15 protein-coding genes are annotated in these 18,388 nt (G+C 42.0%); all 15 read left to right on the forward strand.

What is annotated here, in order from left to right:
- Positions 1–4: 4 nt before the first annotated feature.
- The 15 genes from MHH68_RS08035 (at position 5) to MHH68_RS08105 (ending at position 18,383) form a co-directional block, all read left to right on the forward strand.
- A complete protein-coding gene (locus MHH68_RS08035) occupies positions 5–631 on the forward strand; it encodes a chemotaxis protein CheC (RefSeq protein ID WP_169056520.1) in 627 nt (208 codons plus the stop codon).
- Positions 631–1,131, forward strand: coding sequence for a chemotaxis protein CheD (locus MHH68_RS08040; protein WP_003212153.1), 501 nt, complete (start codon positions 631–633; stop codon positions 1,129–1,131). Before MHH68_RS08035 ends, MHH68_RS08040 begins: the two co-directional genes overlap by 1 nt.
- 24 nt (positions 1,132–1,155) lie before the next feature.
- A complete protein-coding gene (locus MHH68_RS08045) occupies positions 1,156–1,923 on the forward strand; it encodes a FliA/WhiG family RNA polymerase sigma factor (protein WP_012009976.1) in 768 nt (255 codons plus the stop codon).
- Between the two features lie 21 nt (positions 1,924–1,944).
- Entirely contained in the window at positions 1,945–2,484 is a 540-nt protein-coding gene (locus MHH68_RS08050) for a hypothetical protein (RefSeq protein ID WP_058013979.1), read from the forward strand.
- 155 nt (positions 2,485–2,639) lie between these two features.
- The gene (gene rpsB / locus MHH68_RS08055; protein WP_003212093.1) at positions 2,640–3,374 is read left to right on the forward strand and encodes a 30S ribosomal protein S2; all 735 of its coding nucleotides are present in this window, start codon (positions 2,640–2,642) and stop codon (positions 3,372–3,374) included.
- Between the two features lie 91 nt (positions 3,375–3,465).
- On the forward strand, positions 3,466–4,347 hold the full coding sequence (gene tsf / locus MHH68_RS08060; protein ID WP_268497844.1) for a translation elongation factor Ts: 882 nt from the start codon (positions 3,466–3,468) through the stop codon (positions 4,345–4,347).
- Between the two features lie 134 nt (positions 4,348–4,481).
- Positions 4,482–5,204, forward strand: a complete 723-nt coding sequence (gene pyrH, locus MHH68_RS08065) for a UMP kinase (protein WP_003210919.1) — start codon at positions 4,482–4,484, stop codon at positions 5,202–5,204.
- A 1-nt stretch (position 5,205) separates the two neighbouring features.
- Positions 5,206–5,763, forward strand: a complete 558-nt coding sequence (frr, locus tag MHH68_RS08070) for a ribosome recycling factor (RefSeq protein WP_003212469.1) — start codon at positions 5,206–5,208, stop codon at positions 5,761–5,763.
- 129 nt (positions 5,764–5,892) lie between these two features.
- Positions 5,893–6,675, forward strand: a complete 783-nt coding sequence (locus MHH68_RS08075; RefSeq protein ID WP_034662319.1) for an isoprenyl transferase — start codon at positions 5,893–5,895, stop codon at positions 6,673–6,675.
- 12 nt (positions 6,676–6,687) lie between these two features.
- Positions 6,688–7,482 carry a phosphatidate cytidylyltransferase gene (locus tag MHH68_RS08080; protein ID WP_058013977.1) on the forward strand — a complete coding sequence of 265 codons (795 nt, stop codon included), beginning with the start codon at positions 6,688–6,690 and terminating at the stop codon, positions 7,480–7,482.
- Between the two features lie 39 nt (positions 7,483–7,521).
- Positions 7,522–8,673, forward strand: coding sequence for a 1-deoxy-D-xylulose-5-phosphate reductoisomerase (gene dxr, locus MHH68_RS08085; RefSeq protein WP_058013976.1), 1,152 nt, complete (start codon positions 7,522–7,524; stop codon positions 8,671–8,673).
- 6 nt (positions 8,674–8,679) lie between these two features.
- Positions 8,680–9,945 carry an RIP metalloprotease RseP gene (gene rseP, locus MHH68_RS08090; RefSeq protein WP_339165714.1) on the forward strand — a complete coding sequence of 422 codons (1,266 nt, stop codon included), beginning with the start codon at positions 8,680–8,682 and terminating at the stop codon, positions 9,943–9,945.
- Between the two features lie 79 nt (positions 9,946–10,024).
- Positions 10,025–11,722, forward strand: a complete 1,698-nt coding sequence (locus tag MHH68_RS08095; protein ID WP_058013975.1) for a proline--tRNA ligase — start codon at positions 10,025–10,027, stop codon at positions 11,720–11,722.
- A 135-nt stretch (positions 11,723–11,857) separates the two neighbouring features.
- Positions 11,858–16,111 carry a PolC-type DNA polymerase III gene (locus MHH68_RS08100; protein WP_268497931.1) on the forward strand — a complete coding sequence of 1,418 codons (4,254 nt, stop codon included), beginning with the start codon at positions 11,858–11,860 and terminating at the stop codon, positions 16,109–16,111.
- 421 nt (positions 16,112–16,532) lie between these two features.
- Positions 16,533–18,383, forward strand: a complete 1,851-nt coding sequence (locus tag MHH68_RS08105) for a glycoside hydrolase family 9 protein (RefSeq protein ID WP_339165715.1) — start codon at positions 16,533–16,535, stop codon at positions 18,381–18,383.
- Positions 18,384–18,388 lie beyond the last annotated feature (5 nt).

The raw sequence follows: 18,388 nt of genomic DNA on the forward strand, positions 1-18,388 counted from the left end.
TGAAATGAGCATTTTCAATGAAATAAAAGATGAACAGCTGGATGTATTAAGAGAGGTTGGGAATATTGGAGCAGGTCACGCCGCGTCTGCTCTTGCCAGCCTATTGGATCGCAAAATAGATATGGCTGTTCCGTTTGTCAAGGTTCTCTCGTTTGAAGAATTAATGGATTTCTTTGGCGGTGCAGACCTCCCAGTTGCAAGCATTTTCCTGCGAATGGAAGGAGATTTATCCGGCTCAATCTTTTTCATTATGCCCTTTGAGCAAGCCGAGCAATTCGTAAGAGAGCTTGTACGAGATCCGTCATTTGATATTGATACTATTCACGAGCATGTGATGGGGACGTCAGCACTACATGAGCTGGGAAATATTTTAGCAGGCTCTTATTTATCAGCCCTTGCCGATTTAACAAAATTGCAGCTTCACCCAAGTGTTCCAGATGTTACGCTCGATATGTTCGGGGCTGTCATTAGCGAAGGGTTAATGCAATTCAGCCCTCTAGGTGATCAGGCAATTGTGATTGATACATCGATTTTTGATGATCAAAATAAGCAAGAGCTGAAAGGAAATATGTTTCTATTACCAGACTTTGAATCGTTTGAAAAACTATTCAAAGCATTAGGTAACCTGTAATGAACGTTCAGATTCCGGCAGTTGTAAAGGTTGGTATAGCGGATGTTCAGCTTGTGAAAACACCGGACCGCATTCGGACATCCGGACTTGGTTCTTGTGTAGGGCTTGTTCTGTTTGATCAAGAAAAAAAACTGGCAGGTCTTGTCCATGTCATGCTTCCAGACTCATCCCTTGCAAAAGGGGCAGTGGAGAACTTGGCTAAATATGCAGATACAGGTGTCAAGCATACAATTGATCTGCTCCTTAAAGAAGGAGCGCGCAAACATGCGCTAAAGGCAAAACTTGCTGGTGGCGCAGAAATGTTTAAGTTTAAGTCAACCAATGATCTAATGAGAATTGGACCTAGAAACGTATCAGCTGTTAAAGAACATCTGTCTCTTTATCGCATCCCGATCATTAGTGAGGATACGGGCGGGAACAATGGCCGTACGATTGAATTTGATCCGCTTACGACAGAGCTTGAGATCCGCACTGTGAAGCAAGGCATTATGAAGATATAACTAAGGAAGTATAGGGGGAGAAAGATGCAATCCTTAAATTACGAAGATCAGGCGCTATGGGCTAGATGGAAAGAGTGGAAAGACCCAGCTGCTGGAGATGATCTTATGCGCCGCTATATGCCGCTCGTCACATATCATGTTGGAAGAATTTCCATCGGTCTCCCGAAGTCAGTGCATAAAGAAGACTTGATCAGTCTAGGGATGCTCGGTTTATATGATGCCCTTGAAAAATTCGACCCCGGAAGAGATCTGAAGTTTGATACATATGCATCCTTCAGAATCCGCGGGGCCATCATCGACGGTCTTCGTAAAGAGGACTGGCTGCCTCGTACATCAAGAGAAAAAACAAAAAAAGTAGAAGCGGCTATTGAAAAGCTTGAACAACGTTATTTACGAAATGTGACGCCGACAGAAGTGGCAGAGGAACTTGGCATGAGTGAACAGGATGTTGTCACAACAATGAATGAAGGTTTCTTTGCAAATCTGCTTTCAATCGACGAGAAGCTGCATGATCAAGAAGACGGTGAAAACGTCCAAGTCATGATTCGCGACGAGAAAACTGTGACACCTGAAGAAAAGATGCTGAAAGATGAATTAATAGAACAGCTCGCTGAAAAAATGACCGAGCTTTCGGAAAAAGAAAAGCTCGTGATCAGTCTATTCTATAAAGAGGAACTGACGTTAACGGAAATCGGTCACGTGCTTAATTTATCGACCTCACGCATTTCGCAAATTCATTCAAAGGCATTGTTCAAGCTTAAGCATCTGCTTGATAAAGCCATTCAATCTTAAAGAGTTAGTGAGTGAAAAAATATGTTATGGCTGATTAGCTTCATGCTTCATGCTGCACTTATTTATTTTGTGATCATTTTATATACGAGAATGAATTCGCTGAAGGCAACTGAACAAAAGCAGCGAGAACTTCTAGAAGAAACGGAAAATACCCTGGCTGCATTTTTGATGGAAGTCAAAGAAGAGAATGACAAACTATCAAAAGTGGCAGCCGCTTCCCCTGATTTTTCTGCTGAAGAGCTGAAATCGGATTTTCAGACACCAAAGCAGCCACAAACACCAATTGAATCCCAGCAATCGGTAGAAAGTGAAGATCCAGTCCCAGAGCACTTGTCGGCTCTCCTTAGCGAGGTAGAAGTGCAGGAAGAGAAGGTAAACGAACCCGTTCCACATTTTGAATCAGAAGCTTCTGTGCCTTCTGAAAGTGAAATAGAAGAAACATTCGAGGATCAAGTGAAGACCTTATATGACAAAGGGCATTCGCTAGAAGAAATAGCGAAAGAACTGAAAACTGGCAAGACAGAAATCGAGCTTTTATTAAAATTTAGCGGAAAGCTGTAAAGGATTCTTGATTGTCAGTCCATCATGTGTTATATTATTTCTTGGTGTTAAATACACACGCTTAATGATTCGTATGAAGGTGCTGCCGTGGCGCAGTTTTATGTGAACATGACTTAAGCGGAGGAAAAAAAACCATTATATTAGGAGGCAACAACATGTCAGTTATTTCTATGAAACAATTGCTAGAAGCTGGTGTACACTTCGGTCACCAAACACGCCGTTGGAACCCAAAAATGAAGCGTTATATCTTTACAGAGCGTAACGGTATCTACATCATCGATCTTCAAAAAACGGTGAAAAAAGTAGAGGAAGCTTACAACTTCACGAAAAACCTTGCTGCTGATGGAGGAAAAATCCTTTTCGTTGGTACGAAAAAGCAAGCACAAGATTCAGTGAAAGAAGAAGCAATCCGTTCTGGTATGTTCTATGTGAACCAACGCTGGCTTGGTGGAACTTTAACAAACTTTGAAACAATCCAAAAACGTATCAAACGTTTAAAAGATATTGAAAAAATGCAAGAAAACGGTACATTCGATGTTCTTCCTAAGAAAGAAGTCGTTCAACTGAAAAAAGAATTAGAACGTCTTGAAAAATTCCTAGGCGGAATCAAAGACATGAAAGGTCTTCCGGATGCACTTTTCATTATCGACCCTCGTAAAGAGCGTATTGCAGTTGCAGAAGCTCGTAAATTGAATATCCCAATCATCGGTATCGTTGACACAAACTGTGATCCAGACGAAATTGATGTTGTGATCCCTGCAAACGATGATGCAATCCGTGCTGTAAAACTTCTAACTGCTAAAATGGCAGATGCGATTCTTGAGTCTAAACAAGGCGAAGAAGAAGCTGTTGTAGAAGAAACGACAGAAACTGAAACAACAACTGCGTAACCTATTCAAAAGGTGATAAGAGGGAAATGCCTTTTATCACCTTTTTTTCACCTAGTAATCCGTGTTTTAACATAGAAGGAGGAAATGTAAAATGGCTATTACTGCTCAATTAGTTAAAGAACTGCGTCAAAAAACTGGTGCAGGTATGATGGACTGTAAAAAAGCGTTAACAGAAACTGATGGTGACATTGACAAAGCAATCGATCTTCTAAGAGAAAAAGGAATTGCAAAAGCTGCGAAAAAAGCAGACCGTATTGCTGCAGAAGGATTAACTCTTATCAAAACTGACGGCAACACAGGCGTGATCCTAGAAGTGAACTCTGAGACTGATTTCGTTTCGAAAAACGAAGGGTTCCAATCACTTCTTAACGAACTTGCTGATCATTTGCTTGCTGCTAAACCTGCAACAATTGAAGAAGCTCATGCTTCTAAAATGGAAAACGGTTCAACAGTTGAAGAGCATATCACATCTGCAATTGCGAAAATCGGAGAGAAAATCACTCTACGTCGTTTCTCTGTTATCACGAAAGAAGATAACGCAGCATTCGGTGCTTACTTACACATGGGCGGACGCATCGGTGTGTTAGCTGTTCTTAACGGAACAACTGACGAAGAGCTTGCAAGAGACATCGCAATGCACGTTGCTGCTGTAAACCCTAAATACATTTCTCGTGACCAAGTGTCAGAAGAAGAAGCAAACCGTGAGCGCGAAGTATTAACACAGCAAGCGCTTCAAGAAGGAAAGCCTGAAAACATCGTAGCTAAAATGGTAGAAGGCCGTCTAAACAAATTCTTCGAAGAAATTTGCTTACTTGACCAAGCTTTCGTTAAAAACCCAGATGAAAAAGTGAAACAAGTAGTAGCTGCGAAAAACGCAAGCATTCAAACTTATGTTCGCTATGAAGTGGGCGAAGGCATCGAGAAGCGTCAAGACAACTTTGCTGAAGAAGTAATGAGCCAAGTGAAAAAATAATGTTTGAAAAGCTCTCTGGGGCTTTTTTAGGGAGCACAAGCACTGTGTTCCCTATTTTTTAGAGGATATTGATTTACAAAAGGCAGTTTCTTACGCATAATAAGAGACGGTATAGTTTACACTTGGAGGTTATCATGAGCAAACCGAAATATAATCGCATTGTACTGAAGCTAAGTGGCGAAGCACTAGCAGGTGATGCTGGAAATGGAATTAACCCAACTGTCATTCATTCAATTGCAAAGCAAGTAAAAGAAATTGCAGAGCTAGATGTAGAGGTTGCAGTTGTTGTAGGCGGAGGAAACCTTTGGCGCGGTAAGACAGGTAGTGACTTAGGAATGGACCGTGCAACAGCAGACTATATGGGCATGCTGGCAACAGTGATGAATTCACTCGCGCTACAGGACAGCCTAGAAACGCTTGGCATTCAGTCTAGGGTACAAACTTCTATCGAAATGAGACAGGTTGCAGAACCATACATAAGAAGAAAAGCGATCCGTCATCTTGAGAAGAAACGTGTCGTGATTTTTGCTGCAGGTACTGGTAACCCTTATTTCTCTACAGATACAACGGCAGCACTTCGTGCAGCAGAAATTGAAGCAGATGTCATTTTAATGGCGAAAAATAATGTAGACGGTGTCTACAGTGCTGATCCTCGTACAGATGCGGATGCAGTAAAATATGACAAGCTTTCATATCTTGATGTGCTAAAAGAAGGGCTTGCAGTAATGGATTCTACTGCGTCCTCATTATGTATGGACAATGACATTCCATTAATCGTATTCTCTATTATGGAAGAAGGAAATATTAAACGTGCCGTAAATGGCGAATCAATTGGAACGATTGTGAGGGGGAAATAACGTGTCAAAAGAAGTATTGAACCAAACGAAAGAAAAAATGGAAAAAGCCGTTCAAGCATACGGACGTGAACTTGCAACTGTTCGTGCGGGCAGAGCAAATGCTTCATTGCTTGATAAAGTAACGGTTGATTATTACGGTGCACAAACACCACTTAACCAAATTGCGTCAATCACAGTGCCAGAAGCACGTATGCTGATTATCACACCTTATGATAAAACAGCTATTGGTGATATCGAAAAATCGATCCAAAAGTCTGATCTTGGCATCACGCCAACAAGTGACGGAAATGTGATCCGTATTGCGATTCCTGCACTAACAGAAGAAAGACGTAAAGAGCTTGTGAAAGTGGTAAGAAAATATTCAGAAGAAGCAAAAGTAGCTGTTCGTAATGTTCGTCGTGATGCAAACGATGAGTTGAAAAAACTCGAGAAAAATGGTGAGATCACTGAAGATGAATTAAGATCATCAACAGAGGATGTTCAAAAATTGACAGATGAATATGTCGCTAAAATTGATGACGTGACGAAAGATAAAGAAAAAGAAATCATGGAAGTTTAAGAAAAAACTATGTACAATAGATAATAGTGAAAAGACCCTCTTCATGTTTACAGGGGGTTTTTTTGTTAATACTGTTGGTGACTATATTATTAGCGGAAACGCAACCTTTTTGGGTGATGGAGGAATCTCATGCTCAATATACTCAAAAATTGGAAGAATCAGCAAACTGCAGCTTCCAACTTAGAAAGTCTGACAAAAGAAGACATATTAAATGGAGAAATTCCTGAACATATCGCCATTATCATGGATGGGAACGGAAGATGGGCAAAAAAACGTGCTCTTCCGCGGGTAGCAGGACATCATGAAGGAATGAAAGTCGTCAAGCGCATGACAAAGCTTGCAAATGAGCTGAATGTCAAAGTGCTGACTTTGTATGCTTTCTCTACGGAAAATTGGAAACGTCCAAAATTAGAAGTAGACTTTTTAATGAAACTTCCTGAGGAATTTTTGAACATCTACCTGCCCGAGCTCATCGAGGAAAATGTCCGTGTGCGCTTAACAGGTGATCCAGACGGCCTCCCGCAGCATACGAAAAGAGCGGTAGAGAACGCAGTAAAGAGTACGGCGAATAATGACGGACTCGTTTTGAATTTTGCGCTCAACTATGGAGGGCGCACAGAAATCGTCTCCGCGTGCAGACAAATTTCTGAAAAAGTCAAAGAAGGTAAGCTTCAAGCAGAAGACATCACAGAAGAGATGTTTTCAGCTTATTTAATGACAGAATCTCTTCAAGATCCGGATTTGCTTATTCGCACAAGTGGAGAAATTAGATTAAGCAACTTTATGCTTTGGCAAATTGCGTACAGCGAGTTTGTCTTTACGGATGTGCTTTGGCCTGACTTTTCTGATGAGCATCTTATAGGCGCTATCGGAGAATACCAGCGCCGCGGCCGGAGGTTCGGTGGAATTTAGAGGGTGGTGCAGATGAAACAAAGAATTTTGACGGGTGTGTTGGCAGCTGCAGTCTTTTTACTTGCAGTTATATATGGACAGATGCCATTTACCCTGCTGATTTACTTAATGGGAAGTGTCGCTCTCTTTGAGCTTCTAAGAATGAAAAAGATATCGATTTTCAGCTTTCCTGGTATTGTCAGCTTAATATTGCTTTGGCTTTTAATGGGCGGAGAGAACAGCTTCTTTCCGAACGCAGACGCATCAAAAATGCAGATTGCTTTATTTGCAGTCTTAATTCTTTTAACTTATACAGTGTTGAGCAAAAACTCTTTCACATTCGATGAGGTTGCTTTTGTGATCTTAGCGACATTATATATTGGCGTTAGTTTCTATTATTTTATCCAAATTAGAGGCTTATATGGCATGAGTGCGATCTTCTTCGCAGCAGTGATTATTTGGTCCACTGACTCAGGTGCCTATTTTATTGGGAAATCGATGGGGAAACGAAAGCTCTGGCCAGAGATCAGCCCAAACAAAACAGTAGAAGGATTTATCGGCGGAATCGTCACAGCGGTCGTGTTGTCATTTGTGTTTCAGGCGGTTACAGGATTTTTGCCATCATATCTGCTTGTTATGTTTATTACGCTTTTGCTCAGTATCTTTGGGCAGCTTGGCGACCTTGTGGAATCTGCTTTAAAGCGTCATTACGACGTGAAGGATTCAGGGACAATTCTCCCTGGACATGGCGGGATTTTGGACAGGTTTGACAGCTTTTTATTCGTTCTGCCGTTTTTATATTTATTGCTCGCAACGTTTGCCAGCTAACCTCATAGAAACTTATTGAACGAGAGAAGGAGTGGCAATTTGAAATATATTTCGCTATTAGGCGCAACAGGATCAATTGGAGAACAAACATTAGATGTGATTAGGCAGCACCCAGACAAATTTAAGCTAAAAGCCATGACGTTTGGCCGAAATGTAGACAAGGCCATACCAATCATTGAACAGTTTCAGCCTGAATTTGTCGGATGCTTAAGTGAAGAGGCTTATCACACGCTAAAAGGTCATTCATTTGAATACGATGTCAAGATGGCTGCTGGTGATGAAGCCAACATCGAAGCAGCGACCTATGATGCAGTGGACGTTGTGGTCAATGCCCTTGTCGGAAGTGTCGGGCTTGTTCCAACATTAAAGGCCATTGAACAAAAAAAGACGATTGCACTCGCAAATAAGGAAACACTTGTGACAGCTGGTCATATAGTTAAAGAGTACGCGAAAAGATATGATGTACCTTTACTTCCTGTCGATAGTGAGCATTCCGCTATTTTTCAATGCCTGCAAGGTGAACAAGCTAAAAACATTGAACGCTTAATAGTGACAGCTTCAGGTGGTAGTTTCCGAGATAAAAAACGAACTGAACTTGAAGGTGTTACGGTTGAAGAAGCGCTGAACCACCCAAACTGGTCAATGGGGGCGAAAATCACCATTGATTCAGCGACGATGATGAATAAAGGGCTCGAGGTGATTGAGGCACATTGGTTGTTTGATATACCTTATGAACAAATTGATGTGCTGTTACATAAAGAGAGCATTATCCATTCGATGGTGGAATTTCACGACAAAAGCGTCATGGCTCAGTTAGGGACACCTGACATGAGAGTGCCCATTCAATATGCACTCACATACCCTGACAGAGCGCCATTACCAGAAGCGAAATCATTGAACCTTTGGGAGATTGGACAATTGAATTTCCAAAAAGCGGATTTTGACAGGTATCGCTGCTTACATTTTGCTTATGAATCAGGTAAAATAGGAGGGACAATGCCTGCTGTGCTCAATGCAGCAAATGAAATGGCAGTCGATGCATTTCTGAAAGGCAAAGTAACGTTCCTGCAAATTGAAGAATTGATTGAAAAGGCACTAAACAGACATCATGTGATTTCAACGCCTAGTTTGCAAGATATCCATGAAGTGGACAAAGATACACGAGACTTTGTTCAATCAATCCTCACATAAGGTGGTATGTTCGTGAATACAGTGATTGCGTTTATTATTATTTTTGGAACGCTCGTTTTTTTCCACGAGCTTGGCCATTTAATTATGGCGCAGCGAGCGGGGATTTTATGCCGTGAGTTCGCAATTGGTTTTGGACCGAAGATTTTCTCTTTTAAACGAAAGGAAACCGTTTATACCATTAGACTTCTCCCTATTGGCGGATTTGTTAAAATGGCAGGAGAGGACCCTGAAGTCATTGAAATTAAACCAGGTCATACAGTGGGGCTTTTATTCAATGAGCAAAATGAAGTAGAAAAAATCATTTTAAATGATAAAGAAAAATATCCTGATGCTCTTGTCATCGAAGTGGAGCAGATTGATTTAGATCATGCCATGAGAATCTCAGGATATGAAGCTGGAAATGAAGATATTTTGACTGGCTACAATGTGAGTCAAACAAGCTTTTATATTGCAGATGGTGAAGAGATTCAAATCGCACCGTACAATCGCCAATTTGGATCAAAAACGGTATGGCAGCGTATTAAAGCGATCGCAGCTGGACCGATTATGAACTTTATCTTGGCGTATGTGATTTTAGTTGCTTTAGGGTTTATTCAAGGGATCACCGTTGATGACCCTGTACTCGGCAAGCTGACGAAAGACGGCCGCGCAGCAGAAGCTGGACTCATGCAGGGAGACCACATCGTGTCCATTAACGGGGATAAAATGAATTCTTGGACAGACGTTGTTCAAACCGTTCAAAAGAACCCTGAGAAAAAAATGAATGTCGTCATTGACCGAGATGGCAAAGAAAGCACTGTACAGGTTGTACCAGAAGCTGTGAAAGCAGACGGAAAAAACATTGGCCGTTTTGGCTCTTATCCGCCAACGGAAAATGGATTTCTGAAGGTTATTTCATCCTCAGGAACAACTGTGATTTCAACAGCAGGTTTGATTTTAACGAACTTGCAAAAGATTGTCACAGGACAATTTTCATTAGATATGTTAGCAGGTCCTGTTGGAATCTATGACATGACAGGAGAAGTAGCCAAGCAAGGTGTGTTAACATTAATGCAGTTTGCGGCGTTCCTTAGTATTAACTTAGGTATCGTGAATTTATTGCCGATTCCTGCACTAGACGGAGGACGTTTACTATTCTTGTTTGTTGAAGCCATTCGCGGTAAACCAATTAATCGTGAGAAAGAAGCACTTGTTGTCTTTATCGGTGTTGCATTCCTCATGCTGTTAATGCTAGTGGTTACGTGGAATGATATCCAGCGATTATTTTTATAAAACCAATGTCTCTTGTTTCTCATTACGGGAAACAAGAGTTTTTGTGAGAAGTCCTATTTCATAAATGAGGTGTAACGACATGAGACAATCCCTGACTTTCATACCAACTCTTCGAGAGGTGCCGGCAGATGCTGAGGCAAAAAGTCACCAGCTCTTAGTAAGAGCTGGGTTCATTAGACAAAATACAAGCGGAATCTATCATTATCTCCCGCTTGCTCATAAAGTCATCCAGCATATTCAATCCATCGTTCGCAAAGAGATGGAAAAGGCGGGAGCAGCTGAGCTGTTAATGCCCGTGCTGCAGCAGGCAGAAATGTGGCAAGAGTCAGGAAGATGGTATACATACGGTCCAGAATTGATGCGTATGAAAGATCGTCATGGCCGTGAGTTCGCACTTGGCCCAACGCACGAAGAAGTGATTACATCACTCGTACGCAGCGAAGTAAAATCGTATAAGAAGCTTCCTTTAACTCTTTATCAAATTCAATCAAAATTCCGCGACGAACAGAGACCGCGTTTTGGGCTGCTGCGCGGACGTGAATTTATTATGAAGGATGCGTACTCATTCCATTCTTCACCAGAAAGCCTTGATGACACATACAACAAGATGTTTACAGCTTACTCCAATGTATTCTCAAAAGTAGGTCTTAATTTTAGACCAGTTATTGCAGATTCTGGTGCAATGGGAGGAAAAGATACACATGAGTTTATGGCACTGTCAGAAGTAGGAGAAGATACAATCGCATACTCTGACACATCTTCCTATGCTGCGAACATCGAAATGGCTGAAGCTGTATATCAAGGAGAAGAAGCAAATCCTGCGGACTTCAAAGAACTTGAAAAAGTCCATACACCGCAAGCAAAAACGATTCAAGACATCGCTGAATTTTTAGAAGTTGATCCTTCTCTTTGTATCAAGTCTGTTTTGTTTAAAGCAGATGATGCGTATGTTCTCATCCTGACGAGAGGCGACCATGAAGTAAATGATGTGAAAGTGAAAAACTTGGTAGGAGCACAGCTTGTAGAGCTTGCTACTCGCGAAGAAGTACTAGAAGTCATTGGAACAGAGCCTGGATTTGTTGGTCCAGTGAAGCTGGAAGCAGAAGTCGATATTTATGCCGACCTTGCGGTTAAAGGCATGACAAATGCTGTCGCAGGTGCAAACGAAGCGGATTATCACTATGTCAATGTCAATCCTGCGCGTGATGTGTCAGTGAAAGAATTCACAGATCTTCGTTTGATTCAAGAAGGAGACGTGTCTCCAGATGGAGAAGGCACAATCCAGTTTGCTAAGGGGATTGAAGTAGGACAAGTCTTTAAACTAGGCACTCGTTATTCTGAGTCAATGGATGCGACGTACCTTGATGAGAATGGTCGAGCACAGCCAATGATTATGGGCTGCTATGGTATCGGTATTTCTAGAACTCTTTCAGCAGTTGTTGAACAGCATCACGATGAGAAAGGAATCATTTGGCCAGAAGCTGTTGCGCCATATGACCTTCACCTCCTTGCATTAAATATGAAAAATGATGCTCAAAAAGAGCTAGCTGAAACGTTATACGAGCGCTTAGAAGATGAGGGCTTTGACGTACTTTTCGATGACCGCCAGGAGCGGGCTGGAGTGAAATTTGCAGACAGTGATTTAATTGGGTTGCCAATTCGCATTAGCTGCGGAAAACGTTCAGAAGAAGGCATTGTTGAAGTGAAGTTTAGAAAATCAGGTGAATCACATGAAGTATCTGTTGATGAGCTGATTTCATTTATACGCCAAGCATAAAAAACGAACAAAAAAATGAAGGTACCTCCTGTAGAAAAGAGGTACCTTTCTGATTGACAAAAGGAGGGTCCTGTCTTGGATGAACAATTACCGATCACACGGCGGCAATTTCATATATTACTCAATCAGATTCAAATGACAGATGATGACCTCAGTCGTTACTTTGAAGAAGGAGAAATCGTCAAATTGACGGTGCATAAGGCGACGAAAACGTGGCATTTCCTTTTTAAATTTAAGGCGCTTCTGCCTTACAAGGTGTATGCGATGTTTCTCAGCAGGCTGACGAATGCATTTTCTCATATTGCACAAGTCACTTGTACGATTGAAGTCAATGATCCGAGCATCTCTGAAGAGCTCGTTCAATCGTATTGGTCACATTGTGTGGAAGAGCTTCAAGGAATTTCACCTCCAATTATCAGCTTGCTTCAGCAGCAAAAACCATCGCTGTCTGGACATAAAATCATCATTAAAACAAAAAGCGAAACAGAGGCTTTGGCCATCAAGAAGAAGTACAGTCCAATGCTCCAGGCTGCTTTTAAACAAGTAGGCTTTCCAGAACTCCAATTTGATACAGAAATTTTTGTATCAGATCAAGAGATTCAGAAGTTCAGAGAACAAAAGCTTGCTGAAGATCAAGAAAGAGCGATGCAAGCCCTCACTGAGATGGAGAAGAAGGAAAGTGAGGAGCAGGAGGAAGGCCCGTCTGGCCCTCTCATGATTGGCTATCAAATTAAAGACAATGAAGAAATTCGTACGCTTGATAGTATTATGGACGAGGAAAGAAGAATCGCCGTCCAGGGCTACGTATTCGATGCAGAAACGCGTGAGCTGAAAAGCGGCAGAACGCTTTGTATCTTTAAAATTACAGATTATACAAACAGTATTTTAATCAAAATGTTTGCAAGAGAAAAAGAAGATGCACAGCTGATGAAATCATTGAAAAAAGGCATGTGGGTCAAAGCAAGAGGAAGCATTCAAAACGATACGTTTGTTAGAGACCTTGTCATGATTGCCAATGACGTCAATGAAATGAAACCTCAGCTGAAGGAAGATACGGCTCCTGAGGGTGAAAAGCGCGTCGAGCTTCACTTGCATTCCCCAATGAGCCAAATGGACGCTGTTACTGGCATCGGCAGGCTGGTGGAACAAGCAAAAAAATGGGGACATGAAGCGATTGCCCTGACGGATCATGCGGTGGTACAATCCTTCCCAGATGCGTATGCAGCAAGTAAAAAGCATGACATCAAAATGATGTATGGTGTGGAAATCAACTTGGTCGATGACGGAGTACCTATTGCCTATAATCCAGAGCACCGTTTGTTAGAGGATGCAACGTATGTCGTATTTGACGTAGAGACAACTGGACTTTCAGCTGTTTATGACACGATCATTGAGCTGGCAGCAGTGAAAATAAAGGGCGGAGAAATCATTGACCGTTTTGAGGCATTTGCAAATCCTCATCACCCATTATCAGCGACAACGATCGAATTAACAGGTATCACGGATGATATGGTCAGAGATGCTCCGGATGTCGTCGATGTCGTACGGGATTTCAAAGAATGGATTGGACAAGATATCCTTGTTGCGCACAATGCAAGCTTTGATATGGGCTTTTTAAATACAGCGTACAAACGCCTGTTAAAAACAGATAAAGCGTCAAACCCTGTGATTGATACACTTGAACTTGGCCGATTCCTTTACCCCGAATTTAAGAATCACCGGCTGAACACACTTTGTAAAAAGTTCGATATAGAACTGACGCAGCATCACCGCGCCATTTACGATGCAGAGGCGACAGGCTATCTCATGCTAAAAATGCTAAAAGATGCGGCTGAAAAGGATATTGCCTATCACGATCAATTGAATGAAAACATGGGTCAGTCTAATGCTTACCAGCGCTCACGTCCTTACCATGCCATTCTGATCGCACAAAATGAGACAGGGCTGAAAAATTTATTCAAGCTTGTTTCTCTTTCTCATATTCATTATTTCTACCGGGTGCCGCGCATACCGCGCTCACAGCTTGAGAAATATCGAGAAGGACTAATTATCGGGTCTGCCTGTGATAAGGGTGAAGTGTTTGAAGGGATGATGCAAAAATCACCTGATGAGGTGGAAGACATTGCAGCATTTTACGACTATTTAGAAGTTCATCCGCCAGAAGTGTATCAGCATCTGCTGCAGCTGGAGCTTGTTCGAGATGAACGTGCGTTAAAAGAAATCATCACAAACATTGTGAAGCTTGGCGAAAAGCTGAATAAACCAGTCGTGGCAACTGGAAATGTGCATTATCTGCATCCAGAAGACAAAATTTATCGTAAAATCTTAATTTCATCACAAGGCGGAGCAAATCCGCTGAACCGTCATGAACTGCCAAAAGTTCATTTTAGAACGACAGATGAAATGCTTGAAGCATTCTCCTTTCTAGGAGAGGAAAAAGCGAGAGAGATCGTCGTGACGAATACTAAAAAAGTCTCTGAGATGGTCGAAAGCATTAAACCAATCAAAGACGACCTATACACACCAAAAATTGAAGGTGCAGATGAAGAAATACGGGAAATGAGCTATCAAATGGCGCGCAGCATCTATGGAGATGACCTGCCGAAAATCGTAGAAGACCGCATTGAGAAAGAGTTAAAAAGTATTATCGGTCATGGCTTCGCCGTTATTTACTTAATCTCTCATAAACTCGTAAAGAAATCACTTGATGATGGATATCTTGTTGGTTCAAGGGGATCTGTCGGCTCATCTCTTGTTGCCACTTTAACAGAGATTACCGAAGTGAACCCGCTTGCGCCGCATTATGTATGTCCAAGCTGTAAGCATTCCGAATTCTTTAACGACGGATCTGTTGGTTCAGGCTTTGACCTTCCTGACAAAGACTGCCCCGAATGCGGCACGCCGTACAAAAAAGACGGGCACGATATTCCGTTTGAAACGTTCTTAGGTTTTAAAGGAGACAAAGTCCCTGATATCGACTTGAACTTCTCAGGTGAATATCAGCCGATTGCCCATAACTATACGAAAGAGCTGTTTGGTGAAGAGTACGTATACCGAGCAGGTACGATTGGTACTGTTGCAGAAAAAACAGCATACGGTTACGTGAAAGGCTACGCTGGAGATCATAATCTTCATATGAGGGGCGCAGAAATCGACCGGCTTGTACAAGGCTGTACAGGGGTAAAACGGACAACGGGCCAGCATCCAGGCGGTATTATTGTAGTACCGGATTATATGGACATTTACGATTTCTCACCTATTCAATTTCCAGCAGATGCGACAGGTTCTGATTGGAAAACGACGCATTTTGACTTCCATTCAATCCATGACAACTTGCTCAAGCTTGATATACTAGGGCACGATGATCCTACGGTTATTCGTATGCTTCAGGATTTAAGCGGAATTGATCCAAAAACGATTCCAACAGATGATCCTGAAGTGATGAAAATTTTCCAAGGAACAGAGCCTCTTGGTGTAACAGAGGAGCAAATTGGCTGTAAAACAGGTACACTCGGTATTCCAGAGTTTGGGACAAGGTTCGTTCGGCAAATGCTTGAGGATACAAAACCAACAACCTTCTCAGAGCTCGTTCAGATCTCTGGATTATCACACGGAACAGATGTATGGCTCGGGAACGCGCAAGAGCTCATTCACAATAAAACGTGTGAACTAAGTGAAGTGATTGGGTGCCGTGACGATATTATGGTCTATCTCATCTATCAGGGCTTAGAGCCGTCACTTGCCTTTAAAATCATGGAGTCTGTTCGTAAAGGAAAAGGACTTCCTCCTGAATGGGAAGAAGAAATGAAGAATAATAATGTTCCGAACTGGTATATTGATTCTTGTAAAAAGATCAAATACATGTTCCCTAAGGCCCACGCAGCTGCTTACGTATTAATGGCTGTACGGATTGCCTACTTTAAGGTGCATCATGCACTTTTATACTATGCGGCTTACTTTACCGTTCGTGCAGATGACTTTGATATTGAAACAATGACAAAAGGATCAAATGCGATTCGAGCAGTCATGGATGATATTAACTCAAAAGGTTTAGATGCATCACCGAAAGAAAAGAACCTATTAACTGTACTAGAGCTTGCCCTTGAAATGTGTGAAAGAGGCTATCATTTCAAAAAAGTGGACCTCTACCGATCAAGTGCAACAGAGTTTATCATTGATGGTGACGGATTGATTCCGCCATTCAACTCAATCCCTGGTCTCGGAACGAACGTTGCGTTAAATATTGTGCGCGCACGTCAAGATGGGGAGTTCCTTTCAAAAGAGGATTTACAAAAACGCGGAAAAGTGTCGAAAACGATCCTAGAATATTTAGATCGTCAAGGCTGCTTAGAAGCACTTCCTGATCAAAACCAACTTTCTTTGTTTTAATGTGATCAATGAAGAGCGCCCTTATAAAGGGCGTTCTTTTTTATATACACAATAATATTATTATGTTAACTAATAAGGAATTCCCGACAATTGGAATCATTTTCTAATTCATTCATATACCTTGATTTAGCGTGATGTTTTAAGAGAAGAGATTGTATGTCATTCTTTCTACCCAAATAGAGCAAAAAAGAGAATTTCGCCGTCTGAAATGTTCTCATGCGACATATGATCATTCTGGGTACAGTCACAGAAAGAATCAAGAGAAAACAACTTCGATGAGCACAAAGCTGATTGCTGTTTACTATGCTTATTTTTGAAACATATTTGATTCTTTTCAAAGCTGTTCAAATCACGTTCTGAATAAAAGGAGGTGGCTTGTCTATTCATGTTTGACTAAAAAGAAGGGGTGAGTCATACGGAAATGGCATCTTATAACTATGTAGAGGTTCTTCAAAAATCCTTGTTGTTTTATGAAGCACAGCGGTCTGGAAAGCTGCCTAAAAGCAGCCGTCTCAACTGGCGGGGAGATTCCGGACTAGAGGATGGGAAGGATGTAGGGCATGACTTAACTGGCGGCTGGTATGACGCAGGTGATCATGTAAAATTTGGTCTTCCAATGGCCTACTCAGCAGCTGTACTTGCTTGGACAGTATATGAATACCGAGAAGCCTATGAAGAGGCAGAACTGCTTGATGACATCTTAGATCAGATCAGGTGGACAACAGATTATTTTTTGAAAGCTCATACAGGTCCGAACGAGTTTTGGGCTCAGGTAGGTGATGGGAACGCTGATCATGCTTGGTGGGGACCGGCAGAAGTGATGCCGATGAGCCGGCCAGCTTTTAAAATTGATGAAAATTGCCCTGGAACAGAAGTGGCCGCCCAAACGGCGGCAGCTTTAGCAGCGGGTTCTATCATTTTTAAAGAGACAGATGCCCCTTATGCAGCAAAGCTGCTGACGCACGCGAAACAGCTTTATGCATTTGCTGACCGGTATCGCGGCGAATATACAGATTGTGTCACAAACGCTCAGCCGTTTTACAATTCATGGAGCGGCTATATTGATGAACTCATATGGGGCGGAATCTGGCTGTACTTGGCAACAAATGAAGAAACCTATTTAAATCAAGCACTAAAAGCAGTGGAGGAATGGCCGAAGGATTGGGATTATACGTTTACCATGTCGTGGGACAATACTTTTTTTGCTTCGCAAATCTTACTCGCCAGAATCACGAAAGAGAACCGATTCATAGAATCGACAGAGCGTAATCTCGATTACTGGACGACGGGTTTTGTTCAAAATGGAAAAGTCGAAAGAATCACTTATACGCCTGGCGGTTTGGCATGGCTTGATCAATGGGGCTCGCTTCGTTATACAGCAAATGCAGCATTTTTAGCCTTTGTCTACGCTGATTGGGTGTCAGATGAAGAAAAAAAGAATCGATACCAAACGTTTGCGATCAACCAAACTCACTATATGCTTGGTGATAATCCGCTTAATAGAAGCTATATCGTTGGGTTTGGCCAGAACCCGCCGAAGCATCCGCACCACCGAACTGCACATGGCTCATGGTCTAACCAGCTGACAAATCCTTCGAATCATCGTCACACTCTTTATGGGGCGCTCGTTGGCGGACCTAATGCACAGGATCAATATGATGACGACATCTCTGATTATGTATCAAACGAGGTGGCGACGGACTATAATGCCGCTTTTACAGGAAATATAGCCAAAATGGTGCAGCTGTTTGGAAAAGGGCAATCAAAGCTGCCCAATTTCCCGCCTAAAGAACAACCAGAGGATGAGTTTTTTGTAGAGGCAGCAGTGATGAATAACGATGCAACTTCTACTCAAGTCAAGGTGGTCCTATACAACCGGTCTGGATGGCCGGCGAGAAGTAGTCAAACGCTCTCCTTTAGATATTACGTCAATCTGAGTGAGGTCTTTGCAAAGGGATTCACTGAAAAAGATATTCAAGTGACAGCCGCCTACAATGAAGGCGCTTCCTTATCTCCGCTCAAGGTATATGACGCATCAGCTCACGTCTATTATGCAGAAATAGATTTTACCGGCGTAGCGATTTTTCCTGGAGGAGAATCAGAGCATAAAAAGGAAATCCAATTTCGATTATCTGCGCCAAATGGGTCGAATATATGGGATGCCTCAAATGATTATTCCTTTCAAGGCTTAACATCCAATATGCAAAAAACACCGAGAATACCTGTTTTTGATGATGGTTCTTTAGTATTTGGTACACTTCCAGACAAATAAAAATC

This window comes from Bacillus sp. FSL K6-2841 (assembly GCF_037976435.1).
In the GTDB taxonomy this organism is placed as follows: Bacteria; Bacillota; Bacilli; order Bacillales; family Bacillaceae; genus Bacillus; species Bacillus pumilus.

Bases quoted from the DNA above. Each gene is read 5' to 3' on its own strand.
- tsf (WP_268497844.1), top strand. From the start codon at position 3,466: ATGGCTATTACTGCTCAATTAGTTAAAGAACTGCGTCAAAAAACTGGT.
- rpsB (WP_003212093.1), top strand. From the start codon at position 2,640: ATGTCAGTTATTTCTATGAAACAATTGCTAGAAGCTGGTGTACACTTC.
- MHH68_RS08050 (WP_058013979.1), top strand. From the start codon at position 1,945: ATGTTATGGCTGATTAGCTTCATGCTTCATGCTGCACTTATTTATTTT.
- MHH68_RS08105 (WP_339165715.1), top strand. From the start codon at position 16,533: ATGGCATCTTATAACTATGTAGAGGTTCTTCAAAAATCCTTGTTGTTT.
- MHH68_RS08035 (WP_169056520.1), top strand. From the start codon at position 5: ATGAGCATTTTCAATGAAATAAAAGATGAACAGCTGGATGTATTAAGA.
- rseP (WP_339165714.1), top strand. From the start codon at position 8,680: ATGTTCGTGAATACAGTGATTGCGTTTATTATTATTTTTGGAACGCTC.
- MHH68_RS08075 (WP_034662319.1), top strand. From the start codon at position 5,893: ATGCTCAATATACTCAAAAATTGGAAGAATCAGCAAACTGCAGCTTCC.
- pyrH (WP_003210919.1), top strand. From the start codon at position 4,482: ATGAGCAAACCGAAATATAATCGCATTGTACTGAAGCTAAGTGGCGAA.
- MHH68_RS08040 (WP_003212153.1), top strand. From the start codon at position 631: ATGAACGTTCAGATTCCGGCAGTTGTAAAGGTTGGTATAGCGGATGTT.
- MHH68_RS08100 (WP_268497931.1), top strand. From the start codon at position 11,858: ATGACAGATGATGACCTCAGTCGTTACTTTGAAGAAGGAGAAATCGTC.
- MHH68_RS08045 (WP_012009976.1), top strand. From the start codon at position 1,156: ATGCAATCCTTAAATTACGAAGATCAGGCGCTATGGGCTAGATGGAAA.
- MHH68_RS08080 (WP_058013977.1), top strand. From the start codon at position 6,688: ATGAAACAAAGAATTTTGACGGGTGTGTTGGCAGCTGCAGTCTTTTTA.
- MHH68_RS08095 (WP_058013975.1), top strand. From the start codon at position 10,025: ATGAGACAATCCCTGACTTTCATACCAACTCTTCGAGAGGTGCCGGCA.